Below are 13,830 nucleotides of genomic sequence, written 5' to 3' on the forward strand. Positions count from 1 at the left end.
TTTATTAGGCCTTTGATCTCTTTGGCGGCGGCTGCGCTTCTCTGCGCAAGGTTTCGAACCTCTCCCGCAACGACAGCAAATCCTCGGCCTTGCTCCCCTGCCCTCGCGGCTTCTACCGCGGCATTCAGAGCCAACAGGTTAGTTTGGAAAGCGATCTCATCTATCACGCCGATAATGTCCGCAATCTTTTTGCTCGCACTGTTAATTTCGGACATTGCCGAGACTGCATGCCCAACCACTTCGCCGCCTTTGCTCGCTTTTTTAGCCGCATCATTGGCCAAGTCGTTCGCACCTTTGGCATTATCTGCATTTTGACGCACGGTTGCGGTCATCTGCTCCATGCTGGCTGCGGTTTGTTCCAAGTTGGAAGCTTGCGCTTCGACGCGCTGACTCAAGTCGTTGTTCCCTTCGGCAATTTCAGTCGATGCCGTCGCGACACGTGCCGATGAGTTGGTGATCTTATCAACCATATTTCGAATATTGAGAATTGAGGTATTCACCGCATCCGATAGTCGGCCAAACTCTCCTTGATTGTCTGACATATTGGTATTGAGATCGCCTTCCGCCACTTGGCTCATCACGTCAATACACTGTCCAAGTGGTTCGACTATGGTATCTAACAGACTGTTTATTCCGTCACCCAGCTCCTTCATAAAACCACTGTACACACTGGTATCAATGCGCTCGTTAAGGTCGCCATCAATCGCTCTTTGAATTAAGGCTTCCACTTGGCGCTGACCGTCTTGCTGTTCGGTGATATCTACCCACTGCAATGCCGGGCCAATGTACTCACCTTGACCATCACGCATGGCAATGCACGTTAGGTTAAACTCCAGCGCCCCCACTTTGATATTTGAAGAAAAAGGCAACCTATCTGGGTTAGCTATAATATTTCGCTGGTGGCTAGGATTTTTGTGGAAAACATCAATGTTTTTACCCACCAAGGCGTTGGAATCAAATCCCGGTAACTCTTTTTGCAAATCGCTTTCTCTGCTTCGCAACAGCGTGGTTAATGCGGGGTTGAGGTAAGTGATGATGCCGTCTTTATTCGCCATCATTAAGTTGGTCGTCATACCAGCAACTGCTGATGCTAACCGCCCTATCTCTTGCTCTTTAGCGCGCTCTTCCGTCACGTCTCGCCATTCGAGTGTGTTGCCAATATAGTTGCCTTTCGCATCTCTTATTGCCGCCACATTTAGTTCAATCAAAAGGTCTTTAATTGCTATGTCCGTTTTGTACGGCAAGTTTCCCGGATCAGCCAAAAGCTGACGTTGATGAGCTGGATTGCGATGGAACTCATCGATACAACGCCCCATCAACCACTCCTCACTGGCAGTAAAGCCGGACCATACAGAGCGCATCGTGGCTTCGTGTTTTTTGAAAAGTTGTAATGTTTCGTGGTTGGCATAAGTGATATTGAGGTCTCTATCAATCATCACCATTGCGGTTTGAGCCTGATCGACAGCCGCTTGCAGACGCGATATTTCGTCATTCTGTTTTTCCGCCTCGGTGACATCGGCCCATTCGAGAGTATTGCCGACATAGTTACCCCGACTGTCAATGATCGCCCCTACATTGAGTTCAATGCGCACTTCTCGAACGTTAATGGTTGTCTTGTAGGGAAGATTACCCGGATTAGCCAACATCTGGCGTTGATGCTGAGGGTTGGCGTGAAACATATCAATACAATTGCCAAGCAGAAACTCTTCAGTAGCTCTAAAGTTTGGCCATACGGAGCGAAACAAAACCTCGTGAGTTTGCAGTAGATCTAAGGATTTCTGATTAAGATAAGTAATATTAAAATCCCTATCTATCATCATTAAAGCCGTTTGAGCCGCGTTTAAAGCCGACATTAACTGCTCTTTACTCAGCCCCTTTTCTTCTGCAGGTTCAAATTCATCCATTAAAGAATCTTGTTCCTGAGTCGTTGGTGCAACAAATGGTCGTGTTGCAGGTTCCTTTTTCGAATTCCAAAATGCCATGAATCACCTCTCACATAATTGCTTCTTCTGACGCCTCGTTTAGCTCCGCTACGTCAAATAGAGCTTCAAGGTTAATTAGTATTAAGTGGCCGTTTTCTACGGAGGCTAGCCCCCGTATGTAGCTATAATCTATGCCTCCCGCCACATTAGGGAGGGTTTAATATCTTCATCGGTTAGGTCGTAAACCTCTGAAACCGCATCGACAATAATGCCCAGAGGCTGCATGTTCGGATCGTTTAGTACAATCACTACCGTGGTAGAGTTGATCTCTGCCGGAGGCAGGCTAAAACGCATCCGCAAATCGACGATCGGAACGTACTCTCCGCGTATTTCTAATACGCCTTTCATATAGTCGGGAGAGTTGGGTACCTCTCTTACGCAGCTCCAACCGCGAACCTCCCGTACGTCGAGAATAGGCACGCCATATTCGTCATTTTCTAGAATAAAACTCAGAAACTCTTGCGTATCCATGACCTAGCCCATCCTTAGTATTCGGTCCATATTGAGCAACTCATCGGTGTTAAACAGCGACATCACGTGTTCCCCGACATTGATTAGCCCCTGTAAGTAAGGGGTAACAAGAGACTCGCCAACAGCGGGATAGAGTTCATTGTTACCTTGCTGATCACGTCGCTCACCGCGTCCACGACTAGCCCCATCAATCGCTCTTCTTCATCGTTGCTCATTCGCAGCACGATAACTACTGTAGTTGGTATGTACTCACACTCACCAATATCAAAGCGAGCTCTAAGGTCAACGACTGGAACTATCATTCCTCTGAGGTTAATTACGCCTTTAACAAACGTCGGCGAACGCGGGATCGGCGTGGGCCTTTCCCATACTCGTATTTCCTCTACGTCTTTTATATCTACACCATACAACTCATTGGCCAGCAAAAAGCTGAGAAAATCGGCACTCTCACTCACCTCACCTTCAACTTTAGCGAGCAGTGCTTGGGTTTTGGCTTCTACTAATGCTTTCTCCACATCGCCCCCTACGCTGCAATGCCTTTATGACCGGCTTCAGAAGTACGGTTTAGAAAGTTGGTGATCAGTCCCTGAATATCCAAAATCAAAGAGACCGAGCCATCGCCCAATATGGTCGCTCCCGATATTCCTGGCACTTTACTGTAATTAGACTCTAGGCTTTTAATGACCACTTGCTGTTGATCGAGTAACTCATCGAGTAAAAGACCCACTCGGTTACCCGCCGCTTCGACAAAACAGAGAATTCTTTCATCTAGCTCACCGCTGCTGCCCATCTCCAACTCTTCTTGAAGGCGTAAAATTGGGATGTTTTCATCTCTTAACCGATAGAGCTCCACACCGCCGGAAGCATACTTAATACAAGACTTATCTATTTGAATTGATTCAACTATTGTCAATAGAGGGATCACGTAGACTTCGTTGGCGACTTTAACCAATTGCCCGTCTAAGATGGCGAGGGTTAGGGGTAGGTTGATAACAAAACGGCACCCTTTTCCCAGTTCAGATTCGACTTCAATATGGCCGCCCAGCTCTTCGATGTTGCGACGAACTACGTCCATTCCGACACCTCTTCCTGAGATATCTGATACCTCTTCCGCGGTCGAAAATCCCGGGGCAAAGATAAGATTCATCACCTGTTTGTCACTCATCTCTTCTCGTCGAGAATCAGACGCTAACACACCTTTTTCCAAAGCTTTATTCCACAGCTTGTCACAGTTTAGTCCGGCTCCATCATCGACAATCTCAATCACAATTGAGCCTCCCTGATGATAGGCATTAAGCGTAACCACCCCCATTGGGTCTTTACCGTTTTCACGCCGTGTTTCAGGCTGCTCTATGCCGTGGTCGATACTGTTTCGAACCAAATGAACCAGAGGGTCAACGATGCGTTCTAATACCGTTTTGTCCAGTTCTGTCTGCTCACCGCTGATTTGAAGGTCAACTTGTTTTTCTAGGCGCGATGAGAGATCTCTGACTAAACGAGGGAATCGGCTAAACGCAAAGCTCATTGGCAACATGCGAATGTTTAAAACATTTTCCTGAAGGTCTTTGCTGTTTTGCAGTAACTGAGCAAGTCCAGCTTTCAATTTTTCTAGTTTATCAATGGTAAAGTCGTTGCCGATTTCCGTTAGCATGGATTGGGTGATAACCAGTTCACCAACCAAGTTGATAAGGCTGTCTACCTTGTCAATATCAACGCGAATAGAGCTAACACTGGAGTCAGATTTCGCTACTTTTGTCGATTTGCTTTCTGTTTTTTGGGCTGGGGTAGCAGGGGGCGTTTGAGCAGTGACTTCCGATGGTTCTTGAGAGGAAACATCAGGATGAGCGGGGAGGGCAGTTTCTTTTCCCTCACCGGTCACCTGCTGTTCTGCAGAAGCGGCAAGCAAGGGTTCACTTTCTTGTAGCTGAATGTCTAAATCACATTCGTCAATCACCCACTCAAAGATCTCCTCTATCTCTTGTTGAGTAACCTGACTTGAAAGTTTCGCCGTCCAAGTGAGATAACAGAGTTCTGACTCCATTTCGGCCAACTCCGGCAACTTGGCAAAGTCGGCTTTAACTACACAGTTTTCATCCAGCTCATGTAACTCGCGAAGTATTCTTAGCGGGTCGTTACCACTGAAAAACATTTCTGGGTGGGGAGTAAAGGTGAGCTGCCAAGTGCCGCCTTTTGATAAGGAGGCTTGCGGCGAAGACTCTGGCGTTGCTTCGAGCTCTGCGGAGGGAGCATCCAATAACTGGTGCAGTTTTTCACTGACCTCTTGCTTCATTGCTTCATCGACTTCACCACCAGACTCATGGCCTGCAAGCATAGAGGCTATGCAGTCACCACTTTTTAAAAGCAAGTCGATAGTTTCCGCTGTCAGCTTCTTTTCATTATTGCGTACAAGGTCTAGGTAAGCCTCAACGGAATGGGTGAACTCACTGATATCAAATAGGTTAAAGGTGGCAGCACCGCCTTTTATAGAGTGCGCGGCTCGAAAAATAGTATTGATGGACTCATCATCCACATGAGTCACATCTAAATTCAGCAAGACATCTTCTAAAACTTCCAAGTTCTCTCGGCACTCTTCGTAAAACATCTTACGAAGTTGCTCCATGTCTAAAGCCATGGGTCCCCCTTTTGCCACTCAAACGTATCGCGTCGTTATTATTTTTGTTTTAGATAACGCGTTTTAATGTTTTTAATAATGTATCTGGGTTAAACGGCTTAACTAGCCACCCTGTTGCTCCAACAGATTTGCCTTGTTGTTTTTTATCTGTACTCGTTTCTGTCGTCAGCATTAAAATTGGCACAAACTTGTATTGCGGCTTGTCTCTGAGCGCCTTTACCAGCTCAAAGCCACCCATATTTGGCATGTTTACATCAGATATAACCACGTCAAACTTGGTGGAAGCGACTTTGCTCAGTGCGTCTCTACCGTCGTTAGCGGTTTCCACCTCATAGCCAGCATCTTTTAAAGTGTGGCTAACCATTTGACGAATTGAGATAGAATCGTCTACAGCTAAAATCTTAGTCATCACCTATTTCTCCGGAATCCGTTTTCAAATTGAACACTGGACACAAGCCCAAAACCTCAATACCGTCGACCAGTGTAGGACTGGGATTGTGGAGTTCGGCGTTAATTTGGTTTCGTTTAGCAGTAAGAAAAAGAGAGGTTAGAACTTGAATACCGGCCGCATCAACTCGCGATACTTGGGATGCATCTACGGTTAATGCTTCATTGTGACTAAGCCATTGTTGATAAAGCGTCGAAGCGTCGAGAACCGTCGAGATATCCAGCGTCTCTGAAAGCGTACATTCCATTTAAGTACCCACACTATTTCTTTTTTTTCTAGCCAAGTAAGTGTTTCACCACTTAATGAAGAGTTTAGGAAGAAATGACCAATACGCAAATTGGTAAACGCGTATTTTTGCAACGCTTTTTGCAACAACTGTAGACAACCATATGATATATCCCTATATATCATATAGTTAAAAATTTGAACTCGGAGTAAAAAACCTTACTATTTATAAGATTTCAGTGGTAGTTTCTTGTCATATGACGGTGAAGTTTACAGTGTAAATTGTCACAATGCTCAAACCAACGCATGAGCGAACGTAGGTTAAAATTTACACTGTAAATAAGCAACTTACAGGAGCAACTTACCAAGAGACTGTTTAAAACGGACCTCCATCTGCTTTCTTCCGGCAACGCCAAATTCATTAGCACATTCTTGCCATGACCACTGCTGAAACACTTTGCGAATGATGCAATCAGGAAGTGCTTCGCTCTCTACCTTCTCTGCTAAGAGTATGCTCAAAAGAAACGGAGCAATGGACTCATAGTTTGCGCTGCCAAGTAAATAGTTATCTAGCAGTTTTCGTGAGCGAAACGGAGTAGGGGTGATAGACTTGGGCAAGGGCAGTTGTTTGACCATCTCAACAGGCAGAGTTCGCAAAGATGTACTGTATAGATATGACAAGCTATCTGCACACATGGAAGTGGCTTGACTCAACCAACTTGCAACACTATTTATCATGATCACCGAATGACAACCGCTCGTATGATCGCGACTCGTTCCTATTCTTACACATCTAAAACCATTTTTTTGCCAAAACGCCAGTAACTCACTGGTAGCACCAAAACTGGTGGTCAGTGTCTCGTTCCCATAGTGCAAGCGAATTTGCCTGATAGCATTTGAGCCAAAGCCCTGTTGTTGTAAGTCGGGATGCACCGCTATGCGCATGATCCTATAACTGGTCTCTGCCGCCATCTGAGGAAGGGCCAGTTGCGTAATCATTGTCGATGCGACAAGTTGTCCTTTGGGCCTGCGTTTTCCCGATTCGATTTCGGTTATCAAAGAGTGTGGGATTTCGCCTTCTTTAACTACTAACACACACTGAATACAGACGTCACCATTAAAACTTGCGAACAAGCTGAGTTTTTCATCACCAAGAATCATCATGAGATCATTCGGACTGGTCTGATAATGTGCATTTACAAGAAGTGCAAAGCAGGAAGCCAACTTAATTGGACAGTTAAACAGAGATTCCGCATCTAGTTCGACCAACGCATTCGATGCCACCTCATCTTTCCCTACCGCTGCTAATTCGGAATCAAGTAAATACGTTTTATAGTGCCATTTTTCAAGGGGATCACATTCAGACCAGCGAATGGGTTGAGTGAGATGACAACTCTTCCAACCCGGTCTATGACTGTCTAGCCAAGATTGAAACTTTAGGGTAAACCCTCGTCCGCATCCTTCATAGCCGTGCACCGTGGTAGAAAATACCGCTCGGTGGTAATGGGATACCATTTGAATCAACAAGGGAAGCGGGATTGCTGCTGCCTCATCAACAAAAAGCAGATCGCACTCTGGTCTTTTACTAACAAGCTCGTCCGGTGCGACAAATTGGACACTTGCGTCTTCAAAAGTGAGCTTGCCCTTTGTGTATTGAGCATGCTCCGGTAGGCGTTCTAATGCGTGTTTAAATAGTGGTTCTACCGAGGCCATGGCAGGTGCGGTGACTAAAATCCTAACGCTTCTTTTTGCCATAATATTAGCTGCTGCAAAACCTAATGCACTGGTTTTTCCGCGGCCTCGATTAGCGGTCAACACAAGGGGACGCTTTCGGTGACCGATTAGCACTTTTTCTATCTTGGCTATCGCTTCAAACTGTTGAGAGAAACTGTTTTCGATTGGCTTTTGCTCAGTCGGTAAAACTACTGGTAACGACTCTGTTTCACTTAATACAGTGAGTTCATTTAACGCGCGTTCCATCCACTTATCAGCGAAGGATAGGGGATTAATCTTACCAACAACTATGAGTAAACCTCCACCTTTCAAGGCGCCAAGTGCACTACTAAAGCTATTGCTATCATAATTTTCTGAAACGTCGAGTATCAGCAGTTCTACCTCTTGCCCTAATAACTGCTGACCCTTGTTAAACGCGTAATGTTGCACCGAGTGATCTAAAGGTTGGCCACCTAACTGTACCGCCCGCTGAACTAGGGGAAGATTGCACACCGCTCTCAATAAAGATTCTTGCCAACTGCTTGTACCAACGAGTCGTATTGCGCTGCGTATGTTCAGTATTGCAGCATTTTCCAACTCTTGTTTAATGTAGGAGAGGTAACAAGTCATAAGCATCTCTATTAAGTGGCGTCTCAGCATTATACTGAAACTTTGGCATTACGGAACTTTACTCATTTAAGCCAATAAAAAAGCCGCTATTCAATAGCGGCTTCTACGAGTCATGGACTTATTTTAATTTGCTTTGCAAGAAATCGAGAATTTCTTGCATGGTTCCGTCATCCACTTTCTTCAGAGTCAGATTCAGATTTGCTCCTTTGCGGCTGTAAGTAGCGCGGCCTTTAACGAGATCAACTTTTGTACTCTGCTTCGTTTTTGCAGGTAAAAGCTCTTCTATCCACTGCTCCAAAGTCTCTGACACTTCTTTTGTCATTCGGGCAACGCCTTGACTATCACAACGTTCCCAGACGTAACCTTGTTCAGAATGGCACTTACCGAGTAACTCAGCCTGCTTTTTGTCATTTAACTCGTTAAACTTTTTGTGTAGCTTAACGATAGTTGGGCGCCCTAATTCCGCGACATTAGGGTAAGCGCGCAATAGTTCCAAAGGCAGATCAGCCGCTTTCAATGCGCCGCTGACTAAGGCTTCACTACATTGGAACATTTTAGCCAGTGCTTTTTGGTCTTCTGCTTCTCCGCTGCTGAGTTTAGCTTGCATCTCTTTACCTTTTTCATACAAAGAGAGAGGCTTGTGAGCGTTTGCAACATCCGATAAGAACTTAGCATGTTCACCGCTGATGTTGTCACCGACATACACCATAAACTCGCGTTCAGCCAAGATACATGACATACGACGACGACTGCCGTCTAACACTTCAATCTTGCCATCTTCGGTTCGGCGACCCACGGCTGGGTACTGTTGTCCTCGCTCTTTTAATGTCGCTAACACATCCGACAATGCGTGCTCGTTGAGGAAGGATTGTTCCCTAGCATTGTCAGAAAAAACGGTTGTACGCTCTGCAACTTCACTTGCTGGAATACGCACGAGTTCAAACGCAACCACTTCTTCACCTGCAACTGCAAGTTCGATTATCTGAGCTTGCTCTTTCGCAGCTTGTTGCGCTTCTTGTGGTGTACTCGCACGGCGCTTGTTTGCTTTACCAAAAAGTCTCGCGTTTAAGTCAGACGTTTTAATTGCCATGTTTTTTACCCTTGATTAAGTGAAGTCCAATTACTGTGCAGCACGCGTTCTAATTCTAGCGCACTCTTTTGTACGGCATCTTGAGCCGTTGCGAGCGTTTTCTTACCACCTTCAAAATCACCAGTAGTTAAGTCAAACACCGTGCTATAGGTATCGGCACAGGTTTCAAACGCACGGCTTCTTGGAATCGTCGCCATCATCACTTGATCACCAAGTAAATAGTTCATTTCTGTAAGAACCGACACTTGTTTTTTATTGTCGTCTTCAAACATTGTTGGCATCAGTCGCACAAACTCTAGACCTTGCCAGTCTTCTGGGAACATCTCGTACACCGTTGGCAGGTGTTGGAAGAAGTTTACCGTTGAAGCCCAATCCAAACGCTTAGCGGCACAAGGAATTAACAACGCGTTCGAAGCGTACATCGCGTTCCAAACTAGAGGGTCAACGTGTGGGCCAGTATCAATCATAATAATGTCAAAATCATCGGCAATTTTGTCGATAAGCTTTTCTTTTAGGAGCTTAACGATATCCAGCGATTGGCTTTGTGAAAGATATTGCCAAGCCTCAGCATTGAACATCGCATCTTCCGGAAAAGCGGACACGGTTTTTAGATTTGGGTATTGGGTTGGCATCAATACATTCTTTTGTAAAAACGCATTATCAACTTCCACTTCATCCGGTACGTTATCAAGCATAACGTCGACGGCGGAATAGATATTTTCATGATCTGAAGTACTAATTTGCGGATTTAAGAACAGTCGTAACGAACCCTGTGGATCTAAATCGATAAGGCAAATACGGTATCGCTTATCGAGATTGAGCGCCAAACAAGCAGCAAGGTGCACCGCAGACATTGATTTGCCAGTACCCCCTTTTTGGTTTTGAACGTTAATGATCCAAGGCTTGTTTTCATTGTTCTTTTTGCGCTGATGAAACTTAGGAACGCCAGCGGCATCCATCAGCATATGGGCTTCTTGAAGAGAGATAGAGTAGTGATTGGCATTGTTTTTAGTAAATTGATGGCCAGCTTGCTCCATTTTACTAATAGCGTCGTCAAGCTTGCGTCTCGTCAACCCAGAACGCGTTTCCATTAATGCTTTAGACATAGGAGGAAAATGTTCCTCTCTGCGCTCTTCTAAAACGATCTCAATTCGGTCAGCCTGAACTTGTGCGGTTTGCTCTGCTAACTGATTGAGATTTTCTATCGTCTGTTCTCTTTTCATAGCCAAATTCCGTTATTTGTGTCTAACAAGCAATTGTACAGCAATATATCCTCATTACAATAAAAAGGTGAACATTCACTTATTGACACTTATCACATAAAATAGAGACTAAGACTAACGAATTATCTATATCTATACTTTTTCTAGATCAATAGTGGCAAAACATGCTCAAAATAGAACATAGATAGGGGTGTAAAAATTTGTAGATTTAAAGTGTTACAGCGTCACTCATTTACAATGTAAATACGAAAGATGAAAAGAAGAAGTAAGTATAGGCACTAAGCTAATGACATGCGTTTCTCGGAACGATTACAAAACTCGACTAACTTACGGTAGGTGCATTTTCAATTTAGACCAGATGTACATTTAACTAGAATCGAGAATCCAGTCCATCTTCTATTTAGTTTGTTTTACGCTTCGAAAGCATGATCAAGAGAGCCTCCATGATCATACTTCCATACTTTAATAGCGGTTTAGGAACTATGATCAAGGATATTCTCTGTCTATTTACCGACTTGAACTAGGTTAAAACAAATGATCAATATACGGATCAATGATCAAGTAGGTGCCTACGCCGGAAGCATGTAATTTCTAACTTAAATTACGGAAGAATGCAGATGAACTCTGGTTTAGCTGGAAATTGCCTAGAATAACTTGGTGAACAAAGAGAACCTCAGTTTACATATCAAAGATACGAATACATCTTGATCATGCTTTCAGGAAATTGGTGACATTCCACTATACTGAGCAACGAAAAGAAAAATCGGTGACCAACAAAGTAATCGATGTTTTTTTATACAAGTCGATTTAAATCCTAGTTATCATGATCATGCTTCCGTTGATATTGAGGCCATTTTTCCATCTCAATTGACTTGTTATTCGTCAACTGGAACTAGAGTTATTCAATCGCTTGTGGATAACGTGTGTAATGGCGTTGATCATGCTTTCAAAAGCGCGATGATCATCGATTCGGAACGACTATGATCATGTTTTCAGTCGGTTTTGATCATGTTTTCAAGCTTTAGTTGATCATGCTTTCGTCAAATGTATGATCATGCTTTCGGAGCGTGTTTTTTTTTATCTTTTTAAAACAGTCACTTATAATCAATCAGCCGCTCTGATCAATAGATCATATAATCAATTAAGATCAGATTAATCAAAAAGATCAGTTATTTAAAACAACAATTTTTTTCTTTATTTATGATCTTTTTTTCTTTATTCTTTCGGAACTATAGCCATATTACGGCTTTCGTGACACGGATCGAATAATGAGTTCAGAAGATAAGATACTGATCAAAGCCCCAAGAAGCCATAAAGACGGACACCTATTTGAGGTTTCAGAAACGGCAGTTAACTGGATAGAACAATACCAGCACTTTAAAGGGGTCACGAAAAGCATCGTCGAACTACTCAACTTGATCTCTTTGCGTGGCTTTAGTAGCAAGGATGGCCTAGTTTCAACAACCGAGCTTATCGATGCCACTGACGGGCAAGTAACGCGAGCGGCGATACAGCAGCGCTTGAGAGCGGCTGTAAATATCGGTCTGTTTGCACAAGTCCCAGTGAGATTTGAAGAGGGACTGGCCGGTAAAACGATGTTACATCGGTTTGTTAATCCCAATGAACTCATTTCAGTACTAGGCGCTACTAGTCTCGTTACCGAGTCCGTAAAACAATCGGAAAAGCAAAAACGCTCCAAAGCCCTTGCTCAAACGCAAGTGAATAAACGTCTTTTAAACGAACACGGCTTGAACACACCACCAGCGATGAAAGATGAAGCGGATCAGTTTGTCGTTTCACCTACCAACTGGGCAGGCATTATTGATCAAGCTCTTGCTCCACCGAGAACTAGAAAAAGTTACCAAAAATCAATGGTTTCAATATCTGGTACTCGTGCGGTTATCGAAACGCGATCTTCGAAGAACATCATGACTGTCGACGATCTGATGACCTTGTTTGCGCTTTTTACTTTGACAGTTCAGTATCACGAACATCATCAACACTCTTATCAGCTCGATGCCAAACAAGCGCCAAACAAAACGCCCTTGTACATCACCGATATCCTTTCACTCAGAGGAAAGAAAGACAGTGGTCCGGCCCGCGATGCGATCCGAGATAGTATTGATCGCATAGAATTCACCGATTTTCAGCTACACGAGCTGACGGGACGCTGGCTAAGTGAGAACATGCCTGAAGGCTTTAAAAGTGATCGTTTTCGCTTTATTGCTCGCACGATCACCGCGTCTGAGGAAGCCCCGACGGAAGCGGCTAGTGGCGAGATACGCATTAAACCCAACCTCTATATTTTGGTATGGGAACCTTCGTTTTACGAAGAGCTTCTCACGCGAGACTATTTCTTCTTGTTCCCACCAGAGATCTTGAAGCAACACACTTTAGTCTTCCAGCTCTATTCATACTTCAGAAGCCGTATGTCGCGCCGTCATACGGACGTAATGCTGCTTAGCGAGTTGAACCAAAAGTTAGCCAGAAACATCGAATGGCGCCGTTTTTCGATGGATCTTGTCCGCGAACTTAAACGCTTATCCGATGGCAAGGGTACTGAAGACTTTTTTGTGGTGAACTTGTACGGTTACCACTTAACGATCACGGCATTGATCGAGAATGGAAAGATCAAAGACTATCAGTTTGATATCAAGTGCGATGCGGAAGAAGTATTGCGTTACTCAAGAGCGAGAACGACCAATGCGGGTAAGCGCAATATGGCGCCAACGTTACCGAACCCATTGCGCAATGAAATGGTTTCGAAACAGCAACTTGACGAGCTTTCGCAAATCATCGACGGAGAGTTTGAACCGATCCAGCGCAAAGAAAAGTCCCCGAAAGGGAATTTAGGTCGCCGAGTGAAGCAAAGAAAACACTTGGTCGAGATCAATGCGGATGAGATTACCATCACTCTATCTAAATATACCTCCTCAGAGGCCCTAGAACGCAGTATAACGGCTTTGGCTGCGATGACAGGGCATTCCCATGGATCAATCGAAGAAGAGTGTCAGGAGCTGATTGACAAGCTTGATTGGTTGCGAGTGGATGGTGAAGTAGTGCCTTATGAAACTCTGAGCAAGATGATTGAACTGTACAACGGTCAGAGTGAAAACAAGCATTTGTCGATCGAGCGACTAATTGCTGGCCTCGCGGTAAGACGCAAAGTGTGCAAGCAGGTATTTGAAGGTCATCTCGACGAAATGGTATTTAGAGCCCTAGATGAAGTGGCGGTGTAAGAAGGCCAGATAACACAATTTGTTACACCTTATGAGTGATAAGACAAAGAGACAACAGTGCGCTGACAAAGCGCTGACAAAGGTGAAGCGATCGGTGGATAATATGTATCCCGAATAGACAACCTTTTGTCCTTTCTGATGAATGAGGGACTTCTAGTCCCTGATTGATTGGCTCAT

At 44.4% G+C, this 13,830-nt stretch carries 8 protein-coding genes and 2 pseudogenes; 1 reads left to right on the top strand and 9 read right to left on the bottom strand.

The window, feature by feature from the left end:
- The 9 genes and pseudogenes from aer2 to BLO31_RS15830 all read right to left on the bottom strand — a co-directional run.
- Window positions 1-1,982: aerotaxis transducer Aer2 (gene aer2, locus BLO31_RS15790; protein WP_070968786.1), on the bottom strand; the 1,982-nt coding region annotated here is incomplete at its 3' end.
- Window positions 1,983-1,992: 10 nt separating this feature from the next.
- Window positions 1,993-2,453: pseudogene (locus tag BLO31_RS15795) on the bottom strand (chemotaxis protein CheW).
- 3 nt (window positions 2,454-2,456) lie between these two features.
- A pseudogene (locus tag BLO31_RS15800) lies at window positions 2,457-2,932 on the bottom strand (chemotaxis protein CheW).
- A gap of 44 nt (window positions 2,933-2,976) precedes the next feature.
- Window positions 2,977-5,085: a chemotaxis protein CheA gene (locus BLO31_RS15805; protein WP_070968789.1), complete on the bottom strand. Its 2,109-nt coding sequence runs from the start codon at window positions 5,083-5,085 to the stop codon at window positions 2,977-2,979.
- A 49-nt stretch (window positions 5,086-5,134) separates the two neighbouring features.
- Window positions 5,135-5,494 (bottom strand): response regulator, encoded by a 360-nt coding sequence (locus BLO31_RS15810; RefSeq protein ID WP_070968792.1) that lies wholly within the window; start codon window positions 5,492-5,494, stop codon window positions 5,135-5,137.
- Window positions 5,487-5,780, bottom strand: a complete 294-nt coding sequence (locus BLO31_RS15815) for an STAS domain-containing protein (protein WP_070968795.1) — start codon at window positions 5,778-5,780, stop codon at window positions 5,487-5,489. The genes BLO31_RS15810 and BLO31_RS15815 overlap by 8 nt, the downstream gene beginning before the upstream one ends.
- A gap of 326 nt (window positions 5,781-6,106) precedes the next feature.
- On the bottom strand, window positions 6,107-8,101 hold the full coding sequence (locus BLO31_RS15820; protein ID WP_070968799.1) for a tRNA(Met) cytidine acetyltransferase TmcA domain-containing protein: 1,995 nt from the start codon (window positions 8,099-8,101) through the stop codon (window positions 6,107-6,109).
- A gap of 118 nt (window positions 8,102-8,219) precedes the next feature.
- A complete protein-coding gene (locus tag BLO31_RS15825) occupies window positions 8,220-9,191 on the bottom strand; it encodes a ParB/RepB/Spo0J family partition protein (protein ID WP_070968803.1) in 972 nt (323 codons plus the stop codon).
- Between the two features lie 5 nt (window positions 9,192-9,196).
- Window positions 9,197-10,414, bottom strand: a complete 1,218-nt coding sequence (locus BLO31_RS15830; RefSeq protein WP_070968806.1) for a ParA family protein — start codon at window positions 10,412-10,414, stop codon at window positions 9,197-9,199.
- A gap of 1,268 nt (window positions 10,415-11,682) precedes the next feature.
- On the opposite strand from BLO31_RS15830, the gene BLO31_RS15835 reads away from it, so the two are divergent.
- Window positions 11,683-13,653 (top strand): replication initiator protein RctB domain-containing protein, encoded by a 1,971-nt coding sequence (locus BLO31_RS15835; protein WP_070968808.1) that lies wholly within the window; start codon window positions 11,683-11,685, stop codon window positions 13,651-13,653.
- Window positions 13,654-13,830 lie beyond the last annotated feature (177 nt).

Origin of the sequence: Vibrio sonorensis (genome assembly GCF_001854765.1) — a bacterium.
Classification (GTDB): Bacteria; Pseudomonadota; Gammaproteobacteria; order Enterobacterales; family Vibrionaceae; genus Vibrio; species Vibrio sonorensis.

What these genes read in the sequence shown, in the direction of transcription:
- BLO31_RS15805 (WP_070968789.1), bottom strand. Translation starts at nt 5,085, where the DNA reads ATGGCTTTAGACATGGAGCAACTTCGTAAGATGTTTTACGAAGAGTGC.
- BLO31_RS15810 (WP_070968792.1), bottom strand. Translation starts at nt 5,494, where the DNA reads ATGACTAAGATTTTAGCTGTAGACGATTCTATCTCAATTCGTCAAATG.
- BLO31_RS15815 (WP_070968795.1), bottom strand. Translation starts at nt 5,780, where the DNA reads ATGGAATGTACGCTTTCAGAGACGCTGGATATCTCGACGGTTCTCGAC.
- BLO31_RS15820 (WP_070968799.1), bottom strand. Translation starts at nt 8,101, where the DNA reads ATGACTTGTTACCTCTCCTACATTAAACAAGAGTTGGAAAATGCTGCA.
- BLO31_RS15825 (WP_070968803.1), bottom strand. Translation starts at nt 9,191, where the DNA reads ATGGCAATTAAAACGTCTGACTTAAACGCGAGACTTTTTGGTAAAGCA.
- BLO31_RS15830 (WP_070968806.1), bottom strand. Translation starts at nt 10,414, where the DNA reads ATGAAAAGAGAACAGACGATAGAAAATCTCAATCAGTTAGCAGAGCAA.
- BLO31_RS15835 (WP_070968808.1), top strand. Translation starts at nt 11,683, where the DNA reads ATGAGTTCAGAAGATAAGATACTGATCAAAGCCCCAAGAAGCCATAAA.